This is a genomic window from Providencia zhijiangensis (assembly GCF_030315915.2).
In the GTDB taxonomy this organism is placed as follows: Bacteria; Pseudomonadota; Gammaproteobacteria; order Enterobacterales; family Enterobacteriaceae; genus Providencia; species Providencia zhijiangensis.
The window spans coordinates 3,163,575-3,185,859 of record NZ_CP135990.1 but is presented as its reverse complement, the minus strand read 5'-3'; the positions used below and the strand labels follow the sequence as shown (position 1 = coordinate 3,185,859).

Genomic DNA, 22,285 nt, shown 5'->3' with positions numbered 1-22,285 from the left:
CAGAACATTCATCAGCCAAAGACTAATCAGTCAACGACTGGCTAAATGTATTAGTGTTGTCTCAGTTTTTCTTTATGTTTGGTTAATTGGCGTGACAGCTTATCAAGGAGTAAATCAAGTGCCGCGTACATATCGTCGTCTTCCGCTGATGCGTGAAGTTCTGCGCCGTTGAGTTGCAGGGTGGCTTCAGCAATTTGCTGAACTTTTTCCACTTTCAGAACAACTTGGATACTGTTAATACGATCAAACAATTGCTCTAATTTTTTGAGTTTTTTCTCAACCGTTTCGCGCAATGCCGGTGTAACTTCAATATTGTGTCCAGTAATCTGAAATTCCATACTATCTTCCTTATATTATTGGGTTAAACCAACTGTTTACGTTGATTTGATGGCGGAATAGATAATGACTCACGATACTTAGCAACAGTTCGACGAGCAACTTGTATACCTTGCTCTGCCAGCATACTCGTCAATTTACTGTCACTCAATGGTTTTGCTGGGTTTTCCGCAGCAACCAGCTTCTTCACCAGTGCACGAATCGCAGTGGAGGAGGCTTCTCCTCCGGTGTCCGTACTGACGTGACTGGAGAAAAAATACTTCAACTCAAAAATGCCTCGTGGACTATGCAGGAATTTTTGGGTTGTCACACGGGAGATAGTCGATTCATGCATGTCCACCTGATAGGCAATGTCTGCCAAAATCATCGGTTTCATATACTCTTCGCCTAACTCAAAAAATTCTTGTTGTTGCTCAACAATACAGGTCGCCACTTTCAGTAATGTTTCATGGCGACTTTCTAAGCTTTTAATCAGCCATTTCGCATCCTGCAAGTGACTGCGAATATATTGCGTGTCACTTTCGCTGGCTGAATTATTTGCCATTGAAGCATAATGATTATTGATGCTTAACTTAGGGATGCTATCTGTATTTAACTCAACTTGCCAGTGTCCACCGACTTTTTTCACCAGCACATCGGGAATAACATATTCCGATTCACCCGTATTGATTGACTGCCCTGGCTTGGGATTCAGCGTAAGGATCAGGTCAATTGCTGTTTTCAGCGCATCTTCTTTTAAACGGGTCAGTTTACTCAGTTGACGAAAGTCACGATTTGCCAGTAAATCAATATGATTGCTAATAATCAGTCTAGCTTCTTGCAGGCCAATTGTCTCTTTGGGGTATAAAGAGAGCTGGATCAGTAAACACTCTTTGAGATCCTGCGCCGCCACCCCTAATGGGTCGAAATGCTGAATGCGTTTTAAAACGGCAACCACTTCTTCTAAAGTGATATCGGGGTCATCAATCCCTTCGTGGATCTCACTGATTGAACTTGTGAGATAGCCTGAATCATCAATCGAATCGATAATCGAGGTTGCAATCGCGCGGTCGGTATCGGTAAACGGGGTGAGATCCGCTTGCCAGATTAGATAATCTTGCAGTGTTTGGGTGGTTTCCCCTTGGTAAACAGGAAGTTCATCGAAGCTATAGTCGTTGCTCGTTCCTGACGGGGTGCCTGCCGTATAGATTTCATCCCAATCAGCATCTAGAGGAAGCTCATCGGGCATATCTGCTTTTTCGAGGGCATCTTTAGTATCGATTTCGCTGCTGTCAGTGTCGTTGCTTAGATTATCTAAATTTTCTTGCTCAGAGGATGATTCTTCTTGTTCGAGCAGAGGGTTGGTTTCAAGGGCGAGTTGAATTTCTTGTTGAAGCTCAAGTGTGGATAACTGCAACAGGCGGATGGCCTGTTGCAATTGAGGCGTCATTGCAAGTTGTTGACTGATTCTGAGCTGCAAACTTTGCTTCATGAATGTGCTTTATTCTCCATTACCACTTACACAACCAATGCCATGACAACCAACAAGGCAAAACTACAGTCTACAATTTACAAACTACAGTCTAAAGCCTTCACCCAAATAAACGCGTTTCACTTGCTCGTTTTCAAGGATCATCTCTGGCGAGCCGTGAGCAATCAAGTGCCCTTGACTAACAATGTAAGCACGTTCGCAAACATCGAGAGTTTCACGGACGTTATGGTCAGTGATTAATACGCCAAGCCCATAGTCACGCAAGTGTTGGATGATTTTTTTGATATCCAAAACGGAAATCGGGTCAACCCCAGCAAACGGCTCATCTAACAGGATAAATTTTGGATTAGCAGCGAGGGCGCGTGCAATTTCCACACGACGACGCTCACCACCAGACAGTGACTGACCTACGCTATCGCGCAAGTGAGTAATGCTGAACTCTTCCATCAGCTCTTCAGCGCGCTCTTTGCGCTGTTCTGAGGTTAAGTCTGGACGAATTTCTAACACCGCCATCAGGTTGTCATACACACTGAGACGGCGGAAAATAGACGCTTCTTGAGGAAGGTAGCCAATGCCACGACGAGCGCGCTCATGCAGAGGCAGTAAGCTAATATCTTCCCCATCAATTAAAATTTTACCAGCATCCCGCTGAACAATGCCGACTACCATATAAAAAGTGGTCGTTTTACCCGCACCGTTAGGGCCTAAGAGACCAACGATTTCCCCTGATTTCACTTCGAGGCTGACGTCAGTGACTACGCTGCGTTTTTTATAGGATTTCGCCAGATTCTCTGCGGTTAGTGTTGCCATAACAATTATTTACTCTTACTTGTTGATGAACCCTGCGCTGCTGGGCCTTTCTCTTGTAACTGGGCTGGTAATAAGACAGTCGTTACGCGCTTGCCTTTATCACTGAACGCTTCCATTTTTTGCGTTGGAACGACGTAAGTAATCTTATCGCCTTTGATATTGCTATCGAGCTGTTCAAGGTAGGCATCACCAGTTAATGTAACCAGCTGCTGATCAACTTCATAACGTGCTTTGGATGCGTGACCTTTAATTGGTTTGCCATCGTCTTGTAACTGGAAGAAAGTCACTGGCGTACCAAATGCTTCAATGACGATTTTATCGGAATCGCTGCTTGGACGCGTCACAACAACTTTGTTGGCACGAATATCAATGGAACCTTGTTTGATAACAACGTCATCAGTAAATGTGGTGATATTTTTTTCTAAATCAAGAGATTGCTTAACCGAGTTAATGGTCATCGGCTGTTGAGTATCTGTTTTCAGTGCCATTGCCGGCAGGCTAAGAGCCAAAATTGCACTTGCAACAGCCCCTTGAATAAAACTTTTCTTAGTTACTTGATTCATTGTGTTGCTCTTTTGGTTGTAACTCATAGTGAGTTTTAACATCTTCAATTAATTCAGCGGTTCTTGTACGAAGGTTCCCCTTCATTTTTAAGCCCGTTGAATTTAGCCCGTGTCCGATAATGGTAACTTTATCGTCAGATGAAACATCTTGTGTGACTAGATTGACCACCGCATTATCTGTGGTAATACGCTGGATTTGAGGCTCTGGGGTCAAACTGTCAACTTGAACATCGCTATACAGATAGAGCACGCGTTCTTTGGTTAATCTTGCTTTAATGGATTTCACCGTCCAAGTTGGCGTACCCGCATCGTTATAAGTGGTTAATACCGGATTGGTAAACCATGTGATTTTTCCATCGGTATAATTATCAACTTTGCTCGCGGCGAGTTTATAGGCTAAATCGCCCGCAGGATTATAGACGAAAGTTACCGAATCATCAGTTTGATAATTAGGTTTCCCGTCATTGATTTCTGTTGTTAATGGTTTGGAGTCGTCGTAAACCGAAAAGTTCCAACCAATTAGCCCCAGTACAATGAGGGATAAAACAATGATTAACCACTTTTTTGCGTTGCTCATGAATGATATCTGTTCTTTAAATCGACAAGCCTTTAGCTTCTTCCAGTTTATTTTGGGATAACAGAATAAGGTCGCAGAGTTCACGTACTGCACCTTTTCCGCCACCAATATGCGTTACATAGTCTGCTTTAGGTAATAACAATGGGTGTGCATCAGCCACCGCAACAGATAACCCAACTTTTGCCATCACAGGCCAGTCAATGAGGTCATCACCAATGTAAGCCGTTTGCTCTTCTGTTAGTTGTAGTTTATCTAACAGTTCGCGATACGCCAAAAGCTTATCGCTTTGTCCTTGGTAAAGATATGTAATACCTAACGTTTGGGCTCTGTCTTCCAGCAATTTAGCTTTGCGCCCGGTGATAATAGCGACTTCAATTCCTGAGGTTAATAGGCAGCGAATGCCATACCCATCGCGGACATTAAAGGCTTTTAATTCTTCGCCGTTATTCCCCATGTAAATTAAACCGTCGGACATCACGCCATCGACATCACAGATAAGCAGTTTAATTTTGGTCGCTTTTTCTATCACAGAATTCGCTACAGACCCATAGCAAGTATTCTGATAATTAGGGTTCATTCTATTTCCTTTATGTATACTTTTCGACTTATACCACACCCGCTTGCAGTAGGTCGTGCATATGGAGAACACCCACTAATTGGTCGCCATCTGCCACTAATAACGACGTGACATGGCGAGATTGCATCAGGTTCAGCGCTTCAACCGCTAGCATGCCCGGTGCGACTCGAATACCGCCCGGCGTCATTAAATCGGCAATTTTGGCATTGTTGAGGTCGATACCCATATCAAAAATGCGGCGTAAATCTCCATCCGTGAAAATCCCTTGAATATTCATGTCGTCATCACAAATGACGGTCATACCCAGTTTTTTACGGGTTATTTCCACAAGGGCTTCCCGTAACGTGGCACTTTTCGGAATATGAGGGACATCGTCACCGGTACTCATTAAATCACGAACTAAGAGTAAAAGTTTGCGCCCAAGTGCGCCCCCGGGATGAGACAGCGCAAAATCATCTGCTGTGAAGCCGCGGGCGGTTAACAATGCAATGGCTAACGCATCACCCATCACTAATGTTGCTGTGGTACTTGTTGTTGGAGCCAAACCAAGCGGGCAGGCTTCTTGCGGTACTTTTATGCATAAGTGTATATCTGCATATTTGCCCATATTGCTGTCTGGATTATTGGTCATGCAGATCAGTGGGACTTTGATACGCTTTAATACGGGCAGTAGGGCTAAAATTTCCCCCGATTCACCCGAGTTCGAAATCGCTAATACAACGTCTTTATTGGAGATCATCCCTAAATCGCCATGGCTGGCTTCTCCGGGATGCACGAAAAATGAAGGCGTTCCTGTGCTGGCAAGCGTCGCCGCGATTTTCCGTCCAATATGCCCTGATTTCCCCATTCCCATAACGACCACTTTTCCCTGACAAGCAAAGATTTGCTGACAAGCAAGGTCAAAGTCATGATTAATATATTGTTCTAGGTTTTTCAGACCTTCGCGTTCGATATGGAGAACTTCTTTACCTACTTTCTGAAAATCGATATTTGACATGTCTAATTCCATGGATGTTTTCGGGTGAATCAAAAGTGTCGGTTGGTTCAAAGTTTCGGTTAGATCAAAAAAGAGAAATCGGATTGTATAACGAATACTTAGTATCAGTAAGTATTTTGTCTCTAAGCTTTTATGAATGTCATGGTTATTATGAATGTGATAGTTATGAGTCTCTATTAGCGATTTGAGCTCAAAAGCGCCTTTTAGGGTTTAACCGCACCGATGCCCAAAAAAAATTTTTTTAATTCTCTTAACCTTATGGTTGGATATATAAATTTCTAAGAGCTATCTTCTATTAATTAGGTAAAATATTAGTTAATACTATTTGGTTTATGTTTCTGTAAAACCCTGAATTTATTTAGGTAGAATCATAGTTTGACCTATAACGAGCTATTAAACGATGCAAGCACAGACAGAGAACTTAATCGAAGTCAAAAACATGTCATTTACACGGGGAAATAGGAAAATATTTGAAAATATTAACCTAACTGTGCCTCGTGGTAAAATTACTGCGATTATGGGGCCTTCAGGGATTGGTAAAACTACATTACTCAGACTGATTGGCGGACAACTGCGCCCAGAAGAAGGGGAAATCTGGTTTGATGGCGATAATATTCCTGCGCTGTCTCGTTCTAAGTTATACCAATCGCGTAAAAAAATGAGCATGTTATTCCAATCCGGTGCCTTGTTTACCGATATGGACGTTTTTAATAACGTGGCTTTCCCTTTGCGTGAACACACAAATTTACCAGAATCATTGATTCATACGACGGTGATGATGAAATTAGAGGCGGTGGGGTTACGCGGAGCCGCAAAATTAATGCCATCAGAACTTTCAGGGGGAATGGCACGCCGTGCGGCGTTAGCAAGAGCTATCGCTCTGGACCCTGACCTGATTATGTTTGATGAGCCTTTCGTGGGGCAAGACCCAATCACGATGGGAGTTTTGGTCAAACTGATTGATGAACTCAACCAAGCGTTAGGGGTGACCTGCGTAGTGGTTTCCCATGACGTTCCAGAAGTGCTAAGTATTGCCGATAAAGCGTATATTGTGGCGCAGCAACATGTTATCGCGAAAGGAACTGGGGAAGAGTTACGCGAAAACCAAGATCCGCGCGTCAGACAGTTTATGGATGGTATTGCCGATGGTCCTGTGCCATTCCGCTTTCCGGCTAATGACTATTCGGCTGATTTATTAGGGTAAATGAACATGATAATTAAGGCGATTGCTGCCTTCGGACGTCGATGGATTGAAACATTTGCGGCTTTTGGTCGAGCAGGCTACTTATTATTTGGTGCACTATTTGGCAAACCTGAGTTTGGCAAACAGTGGCCACTGTTAGTTAAACAGCTTTATTCGGTAGGGGTTCAGTCTCTACTTATCGTGGCGGTGTCTGGTCTATTTATCGGCATGGTGCTCGGTTTGCAAGGTTATTTGGTACTGACGACGTTCAGTGCAGAAGCTAGCCTTGGCATGATGGTCGCGCTTTCTCTATTGCGTGAACTGGGGCCAGTGGTCACTGCGTTGTTGTTTGCGGGACGAGCAGGCTCGGCATTAACTGCAGAAATTGGTTTGATGAAAGCCACTGAGCAGATTTCGAGTTTAGAGATGATGGCGGTGGATCCTCTGCGCCGTGTTGTCGCCCCAAGATTTTGGGCGGGATTCATTAGCATGCCGCTGTTATCACTGATTTTTGTCGCCGTCGGTATTATTGGTGGTGCCATTGTCGGTGTGGATTGGAAAGGGATTGACCCCGGTTTCTTCTGGTCATCCATGCAGTCCTCTGTCGAGTGGCGACTCGATTTAGTGAACTGTTTTATCAAGAGTTTAGTCTTTGCAATCACGGTAACGTGGATTGCACTATTTAATGGTTATGATGCGATTCCAACCTCGGAAGGAATTAGCCGTGCAACGACGAAAACTGTTGTGCATGCATCATTATCGGTTCTAGGGTTAGATTTCGTACTGACAGCACTGATGTTTGGGAACTAAGTCATGCAAAGTAAAAAAAGTGAAATATGGGTGGGTTGTTTTATGTTGCTGGCGATCGCCGCAATTGTGTTCCTCTGCTTAAAAGTAGCGGATTTACAATCGATTGGTAGTCAGTCAACTTACCGAGTTTCCGCCTCTTTTGAAAACGTGGGTGGCTTAAAAGTTGGCTCTCCAATCAAAGTCGGTGGCGTTGTCGTGGGACGGGTTGCGAATATTTCTTTAGATAAAAAGAACTATATTCCTGACGTTCAAATCGATTTACTCAGTGAATATGACAATATTCCTGATTCCAGCTCGCTATCAATTCGGACTTCAGGTCTGCTTGGTGAACAGTATATCGCCATGAATATCGGTCCTTATGACGAAGATATGGGGATTGCGATGTTAAAAGATGGCGGTCGTTTAGAAGACACCAAACCGGCTATGGTGCTGGAAGATTTAATCGGTCAATTCTTGTATAAGAGTGGTGATAGCCAAGGTACTGAAGCAGCCGCACCTGCAGCACCGGCATCTGCGCCAGAGACTCATGTGGCAGCACCGTCAGAGCCTGTTGCTCACTAAGTTGTAATTCCCTGTGAACTTAAAAGGAATGAATTATGTTTAAACGTTTAATAATGATAGCTATGTTAGTGGTTGCGCCATTTGCGATGGCGATTGACCAAACTAACCCGTATAAGCTTATGGAAGAAGCCGCAGCGAAAACCTTCGATCGCTTAAAAGCGGAACAACCTCAAATCAAACAAAACCCAGATTACTTACGTACTATCGTGCGTGAAGAGTTACTGCCATATGTGCAAATTAAGTATGCGGGTGCGTTGGTATTAGGCACTTACTATAAAGATGCCACTCCAGCGCAGCGCGATGCCTATTTTAAAGCATTTGAGTCTTATCTTGAGCAAGTTTATGGCCAAGCGCTGGCGATGTATCACGGTCAAACGTACACCATCGCTCCTGAACAGCCGATTGGTGACAAGAATATTGTCGCTATCCGAGTGACCATCAATGACACTAATGGCCGCCCTCCAGTACGTTTGGATTTCCAATGGCGTAAAAACAGTAAAACAGGTTACTGGCAGGCGTATGACATGATTGCTGAAGGCGTTAGCATGATCACCACCAAGCAAAATGAGTGGGGTGATATTCTGCGTAAGCAAGGTATTGATGGATTGACAGCTCAATTACAACGTAGTGCTCAGGTGCCGATTACGTTAGAAGAGAGCAAGTAAGATGAGTAGTTTGTTATCTTGGACGAAAAATAACAAAACATTGGCGTTTTCCGGTATTTTAAATCGCGATTCTCTGGTTGAATTTTGGGATAAGCGCCAAGCCTTGTTGACCCAAGTTGAGCAAATTGATGTTTCTGATTTAACCCATGTGGATTCTACCGGACTCGCCATGCTAGTGCGTCTGAAAGGGGAGTATCAATCCCAGCAACGTCATTTTGGCCTTGTTGGTGTGAGCGATAATCTCAATACCTTGATGGAATTGTACGGGGTAAAGCCCCTGCTGATGGATTAAGTCAAGTTATGTAAAAAATAGCGCTTCTGAGTGTTTTTATACGCCAGAAGCGTTTTCTTTAGTTTAAGTGTTAAGCTGAATCCTTTAGGATAGATGGCTATATTTATTATCATAATTAATTACAAAATTGAGTCATTATGGATACCAACGAAATTAAACAAGTCTTAATGGAAAAGCTGTCACTGGATGAAGTGATAGTGAATGGCGATGGCAGTCATTTTCAAGTTATCGCTGTTGGCAGCCTTTTTGACGGCATGAGCCGTGTTAAACAGCAGCAAGCAGTCTATGCGCCGCTAATGGAATATATTGCGGACAACCGAATTCATGCGCTTTCAATTAAAGCTTATACCCCAGCGCAGTGGGAGCGTGATCGTAAGCTGAGCGGCCTATAAGTTTGAATATGTAAGCGGACAGTTTGTAAAAATCTGACACACGAGAATACCAGAATGGATAAATTTTTAGTTAAAGGACCAACCCGCTTAGAGGGTGAAGTCTCTATTTCAGGCGCTAAAAACGCCGCACTGCCAATCCTGTTCGCTGCTTTACTGGCTGAAGAGCCAGTTGAATTACAGAATGTCCCTAAGCTGAAAGACATCGACACCACAATTAAGTTACTGAGCCAACTTGGCGTCAAAATCGAGCGTAATGGTTCGATTTTTGTTGATGCTAGCAATGTGACTGAATATTGTGCGCCGTATGATCTGGTGAAAACCATGCGTGCCTCTATTTGGGCATTAGCGCCACTGGTTGCGCGTTTTGGTCACGGTGAAGTTTCTCTACCGGGCGGTTGTGCCATTGGTGCTCGTCCAGTGGATTTACATATCAGCGGCTTAGAAAAACTAGGCGCGAAAATTGTCCTTGAAGATGGTTATGTTAAGGCAACGGTGAATGGGCGTCTGAAGGGCGCTGATATCGTGATGGACAAAGTGAGCGTGGGTGCCACTATCAGCATCATGACTGCCGCAGTGCTTGCTGAAGGAACAACTTCCATCGAGAACGCCGCTCGTGAACCCGAAATTGAAGATACCGCTAATTTCTTAAATGCGTTAGGTGCGAAAATCACTGGTGCAGGAACTGACCGTATTGTCATTGAAGGTGTGGCTCGCTTAGGTGGTGGTGTGTATCGCGTTCTGCCAGACCGTATTGAAACAGGCACATTCTTAATCGCGGCTGCGGTTTCTCGCGGTAAAGTGGTTTGCCGTAATGCACGTCCGGATACGCTGGATGCGGTGCTGGCAAAATTACGAGAAGCTGGGGCTGATGTTCAAACGGGTGAAGATTGGATTAGCCTAGATATGCACGGTAAACGTCCAAAGGCGGTTACATTGCGTACTGCTCCACATCCTGGTTTCCCTACTGATATGCAAGCACAATTTAGCTTATTAAACCTGGTGGCTGAAGGTACGGGTGTTATCACTGAAACTATTTTCGAAAACCGTTTTATGCATATTCCAGAGTTAATTCGTATGGGTGCGCATGCGGATATCGAGAGTAATACCGTTGTGTGTCATGGCGTTGAAAAACTGACTGGTGCGCAAGTGATGGCAACAGATTTACGTGCTTCCGCAAGCTTAGTGATTGCTGGTTGTATCGCGGGTGGAACAACGACAGTTGACCGTATCTATCATATCGATCGTGGATATGAAAATATCGAAGCGAAATTAAATGCGTTAGGCGCTAATATTCAACGCGTTAAATCTGAAGACTAATTCCAGATTGCGTTGATATCATCGCAAAAGCGAGATTTCAAAAAAACAAAAAGGTTGTTCTTCATCGGAACAACCTTTTTTTTCGGGCTTATTTTGAGTGGAAGATTTGACTGGGCGGAATTGAGGATTTAGTTCGCTTGCCCTTCAGGAAGTTCTTCAATCACGATATCGATGTTTTGCACATTACCATCACGTAAAATTTGAACGGGGATTTTTGTACCAGGGCGAATTTCGGCAACATAATCCATCGTTTCTGCGGCAGAAACGGCAGGTTTTCCATCTAAGGATAAAATAATATCTCCTTGCTCAATGCCTGATTTTGCAGCGGGTCCATTGGCTGAGACTTGGAAAATCCTTAATCCTTGAATTTGATTGATATTATTTGTATTTGTGCGAATTTGCGGTAACTCACGAGCCGTAATGCCGATGTAGCCTCGAACAACACGACCATCACGGATCAATTTTTCCATGATTTTGGTTGCTAGAGCCGTAGGGATAGCAAAACTCAGCCCTTCAGAACTCACGCCTTGCCCTGCACTGAATGAAAGGGTGTTTATACCAACCAATTCCCCTTCAGTGTTGATGAGGGCACCACCGGAGTTACCGGAGTTAATCGAGGCATCGGTTTGTAGGAAATTTTGGCGGCGTGTGGAGCTTAACCCGACACGACCTGTCGCGCTGATAATTCCTTGGGTGACTGTTTGTCCAAGGTTATAAGGGTTTCCAATGGCTAAAACGACATCTCCAACATGGGTGATGCGCTTGGTATTAATGGGGATAACGGGGAGATTTTCAGCGTCTATCTTTAAGACGGCTAGGTCGGTGAGAGGGTCTGAGCCGACTAAAAGCGCATCGAAAATGGCACCATCTTGTAAAGCAACAAGGATTTGATCTGGGTTATCCACCACATGTTTGTTGGTCACTATGTAGCCATTAGCGCTTAATATCACCCCTGATCCAAGAGATTGTAATTCCCGACCCGATTGGGAAAAACTCCCTTTAGAACTGCTATAGACATACACCACCGCAGGCGCGGCACGGCGTACGGCCTTGTTATAGCTTACAGGCTCGCTATTGGTTTTCCCATACAGTAAATCAGCCAGTCCCTGTGGGCGCAATGAGGGGACAGCCACAATAATGATTGAGGCAGTGACCAATCCAAGCAGGACAGACACAAGCAGCTTTTTGACCATGTTAAAGGTTACCAAGTTCGCTATGATGGAAATGACAGACAGAGAGATGCTTGAGCATAACATAAAAAAACGGGTACAGCAGAGTGATACTGTACCCGTTTTATTGATTTATGTGCGGTAACTTAATGAATTAGTTTTTCATTAATAAGTAGAGTGTTTCACCGCCACGCAGCACTTTCATCGCTAATACTGGCGGTTTGCTATCGATGATTTTGCGGAATTGGTCGATACTTTCTACGCGAGTGTCATTCACGCCAAAGATTAGGTCGCCTTTCGCTAAACCAACCGCAGCAGCCGGAGACTTAGGTGCTACGCTGTCAACTTGTACCCCTTTGGTATTACTAACAACCGCATTGGAAATGGTGGCGCCTAATAAGGATTCACTCAGTTTTTCCGCGTTGGTCGCTGAACCTTCATCGCTTTCTAGCACCACTTTCACTTCCATTGGTTTGCCTGAACGGATCAGGCCAAGGGTGATTTCTTTACCTAACTGGCTGGTACCAATTTTGGCTCTTAATTCCGCGAAGCTATTAATACGTTTACCATCTACAGACACTAAAACGTCACCCGATTTGATGCCCGCTTTTGCCGCTGATGATTTTGGAATGACTTCACTGACGAAGGCACCACGTTGTGCATCGATATTGAAGGCTTTAGCGATATCAGAGTTCATCTCTGTGCCTTTAATACCTAAAATTCCGCGTTTAACTTCACCGTGTTTAATCAGCTGCTCGCTCAGGCTTTTCGCCATATTGCTTGGGATAGCAAAGCCGATACCAATATTTCCGCCACCAGGCGCTAAAATTGCGGTGTTAATCCCAATCAGCTCACCGTTTAAGTTAACCAGCGCACCACCGGAGTTACCACGGTTGATTGAGGCATCGGTCTGGATAAAGTTTTCTAAGCCTTCCAGATTTAATCCGCTACGACCTAACGCAGAAATAATCCCGGATGTGGCAGTTTGTCCTAAACCGAATGGGTTACCTACGGCAACGGCAAAATCACCAACACGTAGTTTGTCGGAGTCTGCAATAGAAACCGCGGTGAGGTTTTTGATATCTTTCGCATTGCTGATTTTTAATAGAGCAATGTCAGTTTGTGGATCTTTACCAATCAGTTTGACGTCAATTTCGCGACCGTCATTCAGCTGAATTTGGATTTTATCAGCACCATCAATAACGTGATTGTTGGTTAAAACATAACCTTGTGTCGCATCAATGATGACACCAGAACCTAAACCTTCAAATGGGCGCACGCTTTGTTGTTGTGAAGGTGCATTTGGACCAAAGAAGAATTTCAGTTCTTCGGGAATTTGTTGATTTTGTACACGAGTGCCTGAAACATGGATATTCACGACGGCAGGCAGCACTTTTTCCAGCATTGGTGCTAAGCTCGGCATGTTTTGGCTTTGTGCGGTTGCTGGTAATGTGGCCGGTAATGCGGCGCTGCTGATTGCTGGGATCGTGGACAGGGTTAAACCTAAACTCATTGCAACTGCTGTCAGAAAGAAATTTTTTCTTTTCATCATTCCGTAGATTCTCTCAATAGAAAATATCAACTCATATGAATGGCACCCATTAACGGTACCCTAAGGTCATATAAGCGGAGGTATTTTGGGGTATCAAATAATATTTTACTGATGACTATGACCACGGATTATGCGGAAAAGTTCCCTATGCCGATAGTACTTATCCACAATTTTACATCCATTTACATGATGTTTAGGTGAAACGCTAACTTCTATACAGTAGCTAAACTAACTATAAGATTTCATTCGGAATTGGAATGATACGGCGGGGTAAATAACACCACCAGTAACAGGCGCTACTGGTGGCATAATCAAAAAATTACTTCTCTTTTTCATCGAGAGGGCGGAACAGCCCTGAAGCACCTTCAGAGTAATCTCTAGGTGGCATTTTAACCGGTGCTTGGTCATTATCGGCTTCAGATTCAGTCAAACGATAATGGAATGGGTTATCTTGCATATCCGGCATTAACTCGGAAGAGCTTTGCGCCATGTGTTGATACAGTTGGCGATAGTCGCGTGCCATTTTATCCAATAACTCTGCGCTGCGAGCAAAATGGCTAACGAGTTCTTTACGATACTCTTCCAGCTCAGTGCTTTTTTTGTCTAATTCAGCCTGTGCTGTTTTTTGTTGACGAAGTTTTGGATTGCCATAACGCACAACCAATGCGCCGATGATAAAGCCAACAACTAATCCTATTAGTGCATACTCCCAAGTCATGCTAACTCCTTCGTTTACTTCAATCAAAATTCACAGAAAATGGTCGCCAAAATTTAGCTCGATTACCCTAACTATACCTGCTAATAGCAAATCTGTTAATGCTAAAGAGTGGAATAATAAAGCGAAATTCCTTACTCTATGCCGAATAGTTAATCGAAAGTTAAATGCTAACAGAATCTGGTTATAATAAAGGCAGTGTATATCATATAACGGTAAAAAAAACCGAAAATTTTAAGGATCACTGAGTTGATGTCACCGATGACCCCTACTATGCGTTACCAACAAGCTCTTGAACAAGGCAATTACCAGCCTGACGACGTACAAAAACAAACCGTAGAGCGATTAGACAAGATTTATCAGCAACTTTGCAGTGCTACGCCTTGCATCCCAAATGAAAAAACAAACGGTCTAAAACAGCGCTTTGGACGCTTGTTAGGGAAATCATCCACAAAAACCTGCGAGCCAGTTCAGGGGTTATATATGTGGGGGGGCGTAGGTCGCGGTAAAACGTGGTTGATGGACATGTTCTACGACAGTTTACCGGGAGAGCGCAAATTGCGTTTACACTTTCATCGCTTTATGAAGAAAGTGCAGGAAGACTTAATGGCGCTGCAAGGACAGGAAAATCCGCTCGACATTATTGCTGATGAATTCAAAAAACAGACAGATATTTTGTGTTTCGATGAGTTTTTTGTCTCGGACATTACCGACGCGATGATTCTAGGAACCCTATTAGAAGGGCTCTTTGCGCGGGGTATCACGTTAGTCGCGACATCCAACATTATTCCTGACAACCTTTATCGCAACGGTTTGCAACGCGCTCGCTTTTTGCCTGCTATCGAACAGATAAAAAAATATTGCGATGTAATGAATGTGGATGCGGGGATTGACTATCGCTTGCGTACTCTGACTCAAGCCCATCTATTTTTATCGCCAGTTAATGAACAAAATCGCCATCATTTAGATGAGGTGTTTGTAAAACTGGCGGGTAAAGAAGGGCAGCAAAATCCTGTATTAGAAGTTAACCACCGGAAAATGCAGGCAATTCGTTCCGCTGAAGGGGTATTGGCAATCAACTTTAAGGTTTTGTGTGAAGAGCCTCGTAGCCAAAACGACTATATCTACCTCTCAAATTGTTATCATACGGTATTGCTGTATGACGTTCCTGTAATGGGAATGAAGGATGAAAATCCGGCCAGACGTTTTCTCGCACTTATTGATGAGTTCTATGAACGTAAGGTAAAATTGATGATCAATGCACAGGTGCCGATGGATTCACTTTATCAAGGGCAACTTTTGGCGTTTGAATATCAGCGCTGCCTTTCTCGCTTGCAAGAAATGCAAAGTGAAGAATATTTGAAAATCCCGCATTTATCATAGAAGCCAAAGAGGAAATGAGTCTCAAGGACGTCGTTTTCTCTCCAGATTTATGCGCGCTTTTTGAACATGCGGCACTAATTGTTTATTTGAACGTAAAAAAAATGCATTTGGGGTCGATTTTTGTTGCTGACTTCTCTATAATCTTGCGACCCCACGTTACGGCGTTGTTTTTTATTTCCCAAAAAATAACGCATTAATGCCAGCTAGGCTGCTCGAAGGGGTGGGTTTGCTGGACAATGAGTCGCGTGAACCTCGCTATATTTTACGAACATGAGTGTTCACACAACGTGTAACTTCAATATTGGGTAAGTTTTAATGAAAACTTTTACAGCTAAACCAGAGACCGTAAAACGCGACTGGTATGTTGTTGATGCAGATGGCAAAACTTTAGGCCGTCTTGCAACTGAAATTGCTAGCCGTCTGCGCGGTAAGCATAAAGCGGAATATACTCCGCACGTGGATACTGGTGATTACATCATCGTTCTGAATGCAGAAAAAATTGCTGTTACCGGCAAAAAACGCGAAGACAAAATCTACTATCGCCACACTGGCCATATTGGTGGAATCAAGCAAGCAACTTTCGAAGAGATGATTGCTCGTAGTCCTGAGCGTGTGCTTGAAATCGCGGTTAAAGGCATGTTGCCAAAAGGACCTCTGGGTCGTGCAATGTACCGTAAACTGAAAGTTTACGCAGGTAATGAGCACAACCACGCGGCACAACAACCGCAAGTTCTTGACATTTAATCGGGATTATAGCAATGGCTGAAAATCAATACTACGGCACTGGTCGCCGCAAAAGCTCATCTGCTCGTGTCTTTATTAAGCCGGGTAGCGGTAACATCACAATCAATCAACGTACACTGGAACAATACTTTGGTCGCGAAACTGCGCGCATGGTAGTTCGTCAGCCGTTAGAACTGGTTGAAATGTTAGAAAAACTGGACCTGTACATCACTGTTAAAGGTGGTGGTATCTCTGGTCAGGCAGGCGCAATCCGTCACGGTATTACACGTGCACTGATGGCTTATGACGAGACTCTTCGTTCTGATCTGCGTAAAGCTGGTTTCGTTACCCGTGATGCGCGTTCTGTTGAACGTAAGAAAGTGGGTCTGCGTAAAGCACGTCGTCGTCCACAGTTCTCCAAACGTTAATTTATTGCCTTCTGGGCATAAAATTGATGAAAAAGCCCGTCTTTATGGCGGGTTTTTTATTGCCTAAAATAAATCAAATATTGAGCCATCATGATTTAATTAAAATAAAGACAGGCAGAAAATATTATTCTATTATTCCACTCTCATTTTGCGTCATATCTCAAATACAGTAAAAATATAACTCATTAACCATGGAGTTGGCTTTAAGGTTTTAATTTTTAATTATCAAAAATCAAAAGCTGATAATGCTGATTTTAATGTGGATATTCTCCTCTAATAAAATTAACCGATGATTTTCTCTAGGTTAGCCCCCTAAGCTGTACAAAATCTGTTAGACTATGCCCCAGTTTTTTATTTGATTATTTCTCGCTTTCATGAAGCGAGAGGGTTGTGCTGACTTTCAAAATGGATCTTGAAGGTTAAGTACATGGGATTTTAAAAATGGAAATAATGAATTAATCCTTATTTAAGGATCATTATTTTTATCATTTGGAGGTTTTAATGGCTGTTGCTCCTAATAAACGTTCGGTAATGACATTGTTTTCAGGCCCTACTGATATTTTTAGCCATCAAGTACGCATCGTACTCGCTGAAAAAGGTGTTAGTGTTGAGATTGAACATGTCGAGCCTGGTCACCTGCCTCAAGACCTTATTGATCTTAACCCGTATCAAAGCGTACCAACGCTGGTGGATCGCGATCTGACTCTGTATGACCCACATATCATCATGGAATACCTTGATGAGCGCTTCCCTCATCCACCGTTAATGCCAGTTTATCCAGTTGCACGTGGTATTAGCCGTCAGCTGATGCACCGTATCCAAAAAGACTGGTATTCACTGATGACAAAAATCGAGAAAGGAACTGCACAAGAAGCTGAAAGTGCGCGTCGTCAATTAGCTGAAGAGCTGATCGCAGTCTCTCCGACATTTGAACACATGCAATACTTTATGAGTGATGAATTCAGCTTAGCCGATTGCTATTTAGCACCGTTGTTATGGCGCTTACCTGTGTTAGGGATCGAATTAAAGCCTGCAATCAGCAAACATTTACAGATGTACATGCAGCGTGTATTTGAACGCGATTCATTTTTAGCATCATTAACTGAATTAGAGCGTGAAATGCGCCAGTCAGCACGAGGCTAAGTCGGATGATGGAAATGACACCAATGACACCACGTCGCCCTTATCTGCTGCGCGCCCACTATGAGTGGTTGCTGGATAACGATATGACTCCGCATTTGGTGGTTGATGTCACTCTTCCCATGGTGAATGTTCCAATGGAATTTGCGCGTGATGGGCAAATTGTTTTAAATGTTGCCCCACGTGCAGTTGGTAACTTTGAAATTACCAACGAAGAAGTGCGGTTTAATGCGAGATTCGGTGGTGTACCTCGTCAGGTTTATGTACCAATGGCGGCTATCATGGCGGTATATGCGCGTGAAAATGGCGCTGGTATGATGTTTGAACCGGAAGCAGCTTATGATGAGCACTTTGATGGGGAAGAGAACACAACTGATGAAGCACTGTCTGACAACATCGTATTGGTTCATGATGAAGCCACTCAAACTGAAGAGCCTTCATTCCCAGATGATGAGCCACCAAGACCACCGAAAGGTCGTCCAGCGTTACGGGTTGTGAAATAAACACAAATCGTGGCAATGAAGATTGAATAGTCAATGCTGAAAAGAGGAAGAAATTCCTCTTTTTTTATACCTGAAGAAAACTCATTATTCCTTCTGCGGCTCCACGCCCTTCGGCAATTGCTGTTACCACTAAATCAGAACCGTGTACCACATCCCCCCCTGCAAAAATTTTAGGGTGTGAAGTCTGGTAAGCATAATGATGATGACGAGGGGCAATTATTCTACCGCTCGTATCGCGCTGTATGGAATGTGCGCTAATCCACGGCATATCGTCAGATTCAAAACCAAACGCAATAATGACCACATCAGCAGAGTGTGTAATTTCTTCCAATTTAGTGGAATTCGATAGTGTGTTGGTGAAATGAACACCGATAAGTTGCCCCTCGGAGTTAGTGTTAACCCCAATGGGTTGTAAGTGAAAATGAAACTGTACGCCTTCCTCTTGGGCGTGTAGGACTTCTCGCGGTGTTGCTGGCATTTCTGAAGAGTCACCTCGATAGACACAACTGACCTGGTTGGCTCCTTGGCGAATAGCGCTACGGACACAATCCATCGCGGTATCTCCTGCGCCCATCACAATCACATTCTTATTTTCCAGTGATACGTAAGGATATCGGGGATCGTCAGCGTAACCTAATAAATGACGTGCATTGCCCACTAAATAAGGAAGTGCTTGATAAACACCTATAGCGTTTTCGTTGAGGAGATTGCCTGAAACTGGGTGATGGGTGCCGGTTCCAATAAAAACAGCATCAAATTCATTGAGTAACGTTTCTAACGGGATATGTTGCCCAATCTCGGTGTTGAGTTTGAAGATAATCCCCATTTCTTCAAAAATGCGTCGACGATGCTGCATTATTGACTTTTCTAACTTAAAGGCAGGTATACCAAAAGTGAGTAACCCGCCGATTTCAGGATGTTTATCAAACACCGTTGCTTGAACGCCGTGGCGAGCCAACACATCGGCACAGGAAAGACCTGCGGGGCCTGCACCGATAATCGCGACTCGCTTATCGGTTTCCCTAACATGGGAAAGGTCAGGGCGCCAACCTTGTTCAAACGCAGTATCGGTAATATAGCGCTCCAAATGCCCAATCGTGACAGAACCAAAGGTTTCATTCAGGACACAAGCGGCTTCACACAATCGTTCTTGCGGGCAAATTCGACCGCAAATTTCTGGCAAGCTGTTGGTGTGATGACAAAGCTCCGCTGCCTCAAGAATTCGACCTTCTCCAGCTAGTTTTAACCAATTCGGGATAGGGTTATGGAGCGGGCATTTCCACTCACAATAGGGGCTCCCGCAAGATAAGCAACGCTGGGCTTGATGCTGAGCTTCAATGCCGCTCATTGGCTGGTAAATTTCCACAAACTCAATTTTGCGGATCGTCAGCGCTTTTTTTCGAGGTTCAAGACGAGGCGAACCCATATTTGAAGAGGACATAGGCACCTTTCCTGCCAAATTCTTTTACGGGAATGATATAAATTAAAGTTTACTTTGATAGCATTGATATAAATAGTGATTATCGTAATAAAGTTACTAATACGCGGGTGAATATCCCATTGTGACAGACGATTTAATGAGCAGGATCGATATTTCGTATGAAACCCCATCCGAAACAGCCCTGTTTGATATATGATTCAGTGAGAATTTAACTAAGGGGTGGTTATGAAAGTACTTCGCGGTCTTGCACAATACTATGTTGACCTGATGATGAAGCTAGGCTTAGTGCGTTTCTCTTTGCTTCTCGCGTCAGCGTTAGTTGTGCTTGCCATGATAATGCAAATGGCGGTAGCGATTTTTCTTCGAGGACAAGTCGATAGCCTCGATATGGTCGGCTCCATTTTCTTTGGCTTAATTATTACGCCATTAGCAGTTTATTTTCTTTCGGTGGTGGTAGAACAATTAGAAGAATCTCGCCAGCGTTTAACGCGCATGGTTGATAAGCTCGAAGTGATGCGAAAGCGTGATGCGGAACTGAATACTCAGCTTCAAGGCAATATTGAGCAACTTAACTTAGAAATTTTAGAGCGTGAAAAAGCCGAAAGTGCCCATCTTGAGTTGTTAGAGCAACTCAAACAAGAAATGAAATACCGAGAACAGACTCAAATTGAGTTCGAACAGCAATCTGTTTTGCTGCGTTCATTCCTCGATGCCTCCCCTGACCTTGTTTATTATCGTAATGAAAACAATGAATTTTCTGGTTGTAACCGTGCAATGGAGCTGCTCACTGGTAAGAGTGAAAAACAGCTAGTCGGTTTAACGCCACTGGACATTTATGATGAAGAAATTGCCGCAAAAGTAATGGAAACGGACGAGAAAGTTTTCAGACACAATGTGGCATTAACCTATGAGCAGTGGCTAGTTTACCCTGACGGGAGAAAAGCCTGTTTTGAGCTGCGAAAAGTGCCATTTTATGACCGCGTAGGGAAACGCCACGGGCTAATGGGGTTCGGGCGTGATATTACCGAGCGTAAGCGCTACCAGGAGGCGTTAGAGAACGCCAGTAGAGAGAAGACCACCTTTATCTCTACTATCAGCCACGAGCTTCGTACGCCGCTTAATGGCATTGTGGGGCTTAGCCGTATTTTACTGGATACCAAGCTTACCAAAGAACAATCGAGCTATTTAAAAACCATTCACGTCAGTGCCGTCACCTTAGGCAATATTTTTAATGATGTAATTGAAATGGACAAAATCGAGCGTCGCAAAGTCCAATTGGATAACCAACCTGTGACATTGCCCGAGTTTGTGAACGATTTAGAAAACTTAAGCGGGCTACTGGTTCAGCCGAAAGGCTTGAAGTTTGTTATGGATGTCGCACACGGTTTACCGAAAACTATTCTGACGGATGGCACGCGTTTACGCCAAATTCTGTGGAACTTAATCGGTAATGCGGTGAAATTCACTCAAAAAGGTGAAGTTAAATTGAGCATCTGGCGTGAAGCGGATGACAAGCTATTTTTCCAAGTCAAAGATAGCGGCATCGGTATTCCTAAAGATGAATTAGATAAAATCTTTGCTATGTATTATCAAGTTCGCGATTCCGCTGGTGGACGTCCTGCAACGGGAACGGGGATTGGGCTTTCTGTATCCCGTAGGTTAGCACAAAGTATGGGGGGCGATATTCGCGTGGAAAGCAATATTGGGCATGGTTCAACATTTACATTGTCGATTATAGCCCCTGAGGTTGAGGCTGAAATCGAAGAGCAGCAACAGCACGAAGATGATTATCCATTACCAGCGCTCCATATCTTACTAGTAGAAGATATTGAACTAAATGTGGTTGTGGCGTGTTCTGTGCTAGAAAACCTTGGTAACACTGTTGATGTCGCAATGACAGGTAAGGACGCGTTAGAGATGTTCGCACCTGGGGAATACGACTTAGTTCTACTGGATATCCAACTTCCTGATATGACGGGGTTAGATATCTCTAAACAGCTTAAACAACAGTATGATAAGGATGATTTACCACCATTAATCGCCTTGACCGCGAATGTCCTCAAAGATAAGAAAGAGTACTTTGATGCGGGAATGGACGGTGTTCTGAGCAAACCATTATCGGTTCCTGCGCTCACTCAAGTGATTGAGCAATTCTGGGGCGAGAATGCATCTTCAAATGACAAGCATGAGGAGCAAGTGGATATGGCAGAAGTTGATGAGTCAATTTTAGATCGTGAAATGTTAGAGCAATACATTGAATTAGTTGGACCAAAACTAATTTATGACGGTTTAGAAGTATTTGAAAAAATGCTACCGGGTTATTTAGCGATTCTCGATTCCAATATGGTGGCTAAAGATCAGAAGGGAATTGTTGAGGAAGCTCACAAAATTAAAGGTGCCGCGGGTTCAGTGGGACTGAAAAATTTACAGAAACTCGCTCAGCAGATCCAATCCCCTGAATTACCAGCATGGTGGGACAATGTGCAAGAGTGGGTTGATGAGTTAAAACAGGATTGGAAATCAGATATAGAAACATTAAGAAACTGGGTGGATGGCCGCACAAAAAAATAACCCCAACCTAAGTTGGGGTGCGCGAATACTGCGCCAACACCAGGGAAATCATTGATTCGCTTATAGTTTTTATCTTAGGCGAATCATTAAAATACATTTGTCACGACTC

At 43.7% G+C, this 22,285-nt stretch carries 24 protein-coding genes; 13 read left to right on the top strand and 11 right to left on the bottom strand.

The genetic code is table 11. From position 1 onward, the window contains the following. Nucleotides 1–50: 50 nt before the first annotated feature. From hpf to kdsD, 7 genes are all read right to left on the bottom strand, one after another. Entirely contained in the window at nt 51–338 is a 288-nt protein-coding gene (gene hpf, locus QS795_RS14540) for a ribosome hibernation promoting factor (RefSeq protein ID WP_006659090.1), read from the bottom strand. Between the two features lie 23 nt (nt 339–361). Beyond that, nucleotides 362–1,807 (bottom strand): RNA polymerase factor sigma-54, encoded by a 1,446-nt coding sequence (rpoN, locus tag QS795_RS14535; RefSeq protein ID WP_286269810.1) that lies wholly within the window; start codon nt 1,805–1,807, stop codon nt 362–364. An 84-nt stretch (nt 1,808–1,891) separates the two neighbouring features. Then, a complete protein-coding gene (lptB, locus tag QS795_RS14530) occupies nt 1,892–2,617 on the bottom strand; it encodes an LPS export ABC transporter ATP-binding protein (RefSeq protein ID WP_036956110.1) in 726 nt (241 codons plus the stop codon). A 5-nt stretch (nt 2,618–2,622) separates the two neighbouring features. Beyond that, a complete protein-coding gene (lptA, locus tag QS795_RS14525; protein WP_154603453.1) occupies nt 2,623–3,180 on the bottom strand; it encodes a lipopolysaccharide ABC transporter substrate-binding protein LptA in 558 nt (185 codons plus the stop codon). Continuing rightward, nucleotides 3,164–3,757 carry an LPS export ABC transporter periplasmic protein LptC gene (lptC, locus tag QS795_RS14520; RefSeq protein WP_154603452.1) on the bottom strand — a complete coding sequence of 198 codons (594 nt, stop codon included), beginning with the start codon at nt 3,755–3,757 and terminating at the stop codon, nt 3,164–3,166. Before lptC ends, lptA begins: the two co-directional genes overlap by 17 nt. A 16-nt stretch (nt 3,758–3,773) precedes the next feature. Further along, entirely contained in the window at nt 3,774–4,334 is a 561-nt protein-coding gene (gene kdsC, locus QS795_RS14515; protein ID WP_036956113.1) for a 3-deoxy-manno-octulosonate-8-phosphatase KdsC, read from the bottom strand. A 28-nt stretch (nt 4,335–4,362) separates the two neighbouring features. Continuing rightward, a complete protein-coding gene (kdsD, locus tag QS795_RS14510; protein ID WP_036956114.1) occupies nt 4,363–5,331 on the bottom strand; it encodes an arabinose-5-phosphate isomerase KdsD in 969 nt (322 codons plus the stop codon). A 400-nt stretch (nt 5,332–5,731) separates the two neighbouring features. On the opposite strand from kdsD, the gene mlaF reads away from it, so the two are divergent. The 7 genes from mlaF (at nt 5,732) to murA (ending at nt 10,551) form a co-directional block, all read left to right on the top strand. Continuing rightward, the gene (mlaF, locus tag QS795_RS14505; protein ID WP_006659099.1) at nt 5,732–6,535 is read left to right on the top strand and encodes a phospholipid ABC transporter ATP-binding protein MlaF; all 804 of its coding nucleotides are present in this window, start codon (nt 5,732–5,734) and stop codon (nt 6,533–6,535) included. 6 nt (nt 6,536–6,541) lie between these two features. Then, on the top strand, nt 6,542–7,324 hold the full coding sequence (gene mlaE / locus QS795_RS14500; RefSeq protein WP_036956115.1) for a lipid asymmetry maintenance ABC transporter permease subunit MlaE: 783 nt from the start codon (nt 6,542–6,544) through the stop codon (nt 7,322–7,324). A gap of 3 nt (nt 7,325–7,327) precedes the next feature. After that, the gene (gene mlaD / locus QS795_RS14495; RefSeq protein WP_154603450.1) at nt 7,328–7,885 is read left to right on the top strand and encodes an outer membrane lipid asymmetry maintenance protein MlaD; all 558 of its coding nucleotides are present in this window, start codon (nt 7,328–7,330) and stop codon (nt 7,883–7,885) included. 35 nt (nt 7,886–7,920) lie between these two features. Continuing rightward, nucleotides 7,921–8,550, top strand: a complete 630-nt coding sequence (gene mlaC, locus QS795_RS14490) for a phospholipid-binding protein MlaC (RefSeq protein WP_154603449.1) — start codon at nt 7,921–7,923, stop codon at nt 8,548–8,550. A 1-nt stretch (nt 8,551) separates the two neighbouring features. Beyond that, entirely contained in the window at nt 8,552–8,842 is a 291-nt protein-coding gene (mlaB, locus tag QS795_RS14485; protein WP_154603448.1) for a lipid asymmetry maintenance protein MlaB, read from the top strand. 137 nt (nt 8,843–8,979) lie between these two features. Beyond that, a complete protein-coding gene (gene ibaG, locus QS795_RS14480) occupies nt 8,980–9,234 on the top strand; it encodes a BolA family iron metabolism protein IbaG (protein WP_036956119.1) in 255 nt (84 codons plus the stop codon). Nucleotides 9,235–9,288: 54 nt separating this feature from the next. Then, nucleotides 9,289–10,551: a UDP-N-acetylglucosamine 1-carboxyvinyltransferase gene (gene murA, locus QS795_RS14475; RefSeq protein WP_286269818.1), complete on the top strand. Its 1,263-nt coding sequence runs from the start codon at nt 9,289–9,291 to the stop codon at nt 10,549–10,551. A 128-nt stretch (nt 10,552–10,679) separates the two neighbouring features. On the opposite strand, the gene degS is transcribed toward murA, so the two are convergent. From degS to zapG, 3 genes are all read right to left on the bottom strand, one after another. Then, a complete protein-coding gene (gene degS / locus QS795_RS14470; protein ID WP_154603446.1) occupies nt 10,680–11,744 on the bottom strand; it encodes an outer membrane-stress sensor serine endopeptidase DegS in 1,065 nt (354 codons plus the stop codon). Nucleotides 11,745–11,874: 130 nt separating this feature from the next. Beyond that, nucleotides 11,875–13,269 (bottom strand): Do family serine endopeptidase, encoded by a 1,395-nt coding sequence (locus QS795_RS14465; protein WP_036956406.1) that lies wholly within the window; start codon nt 13,267–13,269, stop codon nt 11,875–11,877. A 322-nt stretch (nt 13,270–13,591) separates the two neighbouring features. After that, entirely contained in the window at nt 13,592–13,990 is a 399-nt protein-coding gene (gene zapG / locus QS795_RS14460; protein ID WP_036956122.1) for a Z-ring associated protein ZapG, read from the bottom strand. Between the two features lie 249 nt (nt 13,991–14,239). Here zapG and zapE point away from each other — a divergent pair, with 249 nt between their 5' ends. The 5 genes from zapE to sspB all read left to right on the top strand — a co-directional run bounded on the left by zapE (nt 14,240) and on the right by sspB (nt 18,164). Further along, a complete protein-coding gene (gene zapE / locus QS795_RS14455; protein WP_286269821.1) occupies nt 14,240–15,370 on the top strand; it encodes a cell division protein ZapE in 1,131 nt (376 codons plus the stop codon). Between the two features lie 315 nt (nt 15,371–15,685). After that, nucleotides 15,686–16,114, top strand: coding sequence for a 50S ribosomal protein L13 (gene rplM / locus QS795_RS14450; RefSeq protein ID WP_006659112.1), 429 nt, complete (start codon nt 15,686–15,688; stop codon nt 16,112–16,114). A gap of 14 nt (nt 16,115–16,128) precedes the next feature. Beyond that, nucleotides 16,129–16,521, top strand: coding sequence for a 30S ribosomal protein S9 (gene rpsI, locus QS795_RS14445; RefSeq protein ID WP_004258235.1), 393 nt, complete (start codon nt 16,129–16,131; stop codon nt 16,519–16,521). A 501-nt stretch (nt 16,522–17,022) separates the two neighbouring features. Beyond that, nucleotides 17,023–17,664: a stringent starvation protein SspA gene (gene sspA / locus QS795_RS14440; protein ID WP_154603443.1), complete on the top strand. Its 642-nt coding sequence runs from the start codon at nt 17,023–17,025 to the stop codon at nt 17,662–17,664. A 5-nt stretch (nt 17,665–17,669) separates the two neighbouring features. Continuing rightward, nucleotides 17,670–18,164, top strand: a complete 495-nt coding sequence (gene sspB / locus QS795_RS14435) for a ClpXP protease specificity-enhancing factor (RefSeq protein WP_418055355.1) — start codon at nt 17,670–17,672, stop codon at nt 18,162–18,164. A gap of 64 nt (nt 18,165–18,228) precedes the next feature. On the opposite strand, the gene QS795_RS14430 is transcribed toward sspB, so the two are convergent. Next, nucleotides 18,229–19,605, bottom strand: a complete 1,377-nt coding sequence (locus QS795_RS14430; RefSeq protein ID WP_286269823.1) for an FAD-dependent oxidoreductase — start codon at nt 19,603–19,605, stop codon at nt 18,229–18,231. A 225-nt stretch (nt 19,606–19,830) separates the two neighbouring features. Here QS795_RS14430 and arcB point away from each other — a divergent pair, with 225 nt between their 5' ends. Next, nucleotides 19,831–22,176, top strand: a complete 2,346-nt coding sequence (gene arcB / locus QS795_RS14425) for an aerobic respiration two-component sensor histidine kinase ArcB (protein ID WP_286269824.1) — start codon at nt 19,831–19,833, stop codon at nt 22,174–22,176. The last annotated feature ends 109 nt before the right edge of the window (nt 22,177–22,285 follow it).

What these genes read in the sequence shown, in the direction of transcription:
- hpf (WP_006659090.1), bottom strand. Translation starts at nt 338, where the DNA reads ATGGAATTTCAGATTACTGGACACAATATTGAAGTTACACCGGCATTG.
- rpoN (WP_286269810.1), bottom strand. Translation starts at nt 1,807, where the DNA reads ATGAAGCAAAGTTTGCAGCTCAGAATCAGTCAACAACTTGCAATGACG.
- lptB (WP_036956110.1), bottom strand. Translation starts at nt 2,617, where the DNA reads ATGGCAACACTAACCGCAGAGAATCTGGCGAAATCCTATAAAAAACGC.
- lptA (WP_154603453.1), bottom strand. Translation starts at nt 3,180, where the DNA reads ATGAATCAAGTAACTAAGAAAAGTTTTATTCAAGGGGCTGTTGCAAGT.
- lptC (WP_154603452.1), bottom strand. Translation starts at nt 3,757, where the DNA reads ATGAGCAACGCAAAAAAGTGGTTAATCATTGTTTTATCCCTCATTGTA.
- kdsC (WP_036956113.1), bottom strand. Translation starts at nt 4,334, where the DNA reads ATGAACCCTAATTATCAGAATACTTGCTATGGGTCTGTAGCGAATTCT.
- kdsD (WP_036956114.1), bottom strand. Translation starts at nt 5,331, where the DNA reads ATGTCAAATATCGATTTTCAGAAAGTAGGTAAAGAAGTTCTCCATATC.
- mlaF (WP_006659099.1), top strand. Translation starts at nt 5,732, where the DNA reads ATGCAAGCACAGACAGAGAACTTAATCGAAGTCAAAAACATGTCATTT.
- mlaE (WP_036956115.1), top strand. Translation starts at nt 6,542, where the DNA reads ATGATAATTAAGGCGATTGCTGCCTTCGGACGTCGATGGATTGAAACA.
- mlaD (WP_154603450.1), top strand. Translation starts at nt 7,328, where the DNA reads ATGCAAAGTAAAAAAAGTGAAATATGGGTGGGTTGTTTTATGTTGCTG.
- mlaC (WP_154603449.1), top strand. Translation starts at nt 7,921, where the DNA reads ATGTTTAAACGTTTAATAATGATAGCTATGTTAGTGGTTGCGCCATTT.
- mlaB (WP_154603448.1), top strand. Translation starts at nt 8,552, where the DNA reads ATGAGTAGTTTGTTATCTTGGACGAAAAATAACAAAACATTGGCGTTT.
- ibaG (WP_036956119.1), top strand. Translation starts at nt 8,980, where the DNA reads ATGGATACCAACGAAATTAAACAAGTCTTAATGGAAAAGCTGTCACTG.
- murA (WP_286269818.1), top strand. Translation starts at nt 9,289, where the DNA reads ATGGATAAATTTTTAGTTAAAGGACCAACCCGCTTAGAGGGTGAAGTC.
- degS (WP_154603446.1), bottom strand. Translation starts at nt 11,744, where the DNA reads ATGGTCAAAAAGCTGCTTGTGTCTGTCCTGCTTGGATTGGTCACTGCC.
- QS795_RS14465 (WP_036956406.1), bottom strand. Translation starts at nt 13,269, where the DNA reads ATGAAAAGAAAAAATTTCTTTCTGACAGCAGTTGCAATGAGTTTAGGT.
- zapG (WP_036956122.1), bottom strand. Translation starts at nt 13,990, where the DNA reads ATGACTTGGGAGTATGCACTAATAGGATTAGTTGTTGGCTTTATCATC.
- zapE (WP_286269821.1), top strand. Translation starts at nt 14,240, where the DNA reads ATGTCACCGATGACCCCTACTATGCGTTACCAACAAGCTCTTGAACAA.
- rplM (WP_006659112.1), top strand. Translation starts at nt 15,686, where the DNA reads ATGAAAACTTTTACAGCTAAACCAGAGACCGTAAAACGCGACTGGTAT.
- rpsI (WP_004258235.1), top strand. Translation starts at nt 16,129, where the DNA reads ATGGCTGAAAATCAATACTACGGCACTGGTCGCCGCAAAAGCTCATCT.
- sspA (WP_154603443.1), top strand. Translation starts at nt 17,023, where the DNA reads ATGGCTGTTGCTCCTAATAAACGTTCGGTAATGACATTGTTTTCAGGC.
- sspB (WP_418055355.1), top strand. Translation starts at nt 17,670, where the DNA reads ATGATGGAAATGACACCAATGACACCACGTCGCCCTTATCTGCTGCGC.
- QS795_RS14430 (WP_286269823.1), bottom strand. Translation starts at nt 19,605, where the DNA reads ATGTCCTCTTCAAATATGGGTTCGCCTCGTCTTGAACCTCGAAAAAAA.
- arcB (WP_286269824.1), top strand. Translation starts at nt 19,831, where the DNA reads ATGAAAGTACTTCGCGGTCTTGCACAATACTATGTTGACCTGATGATG.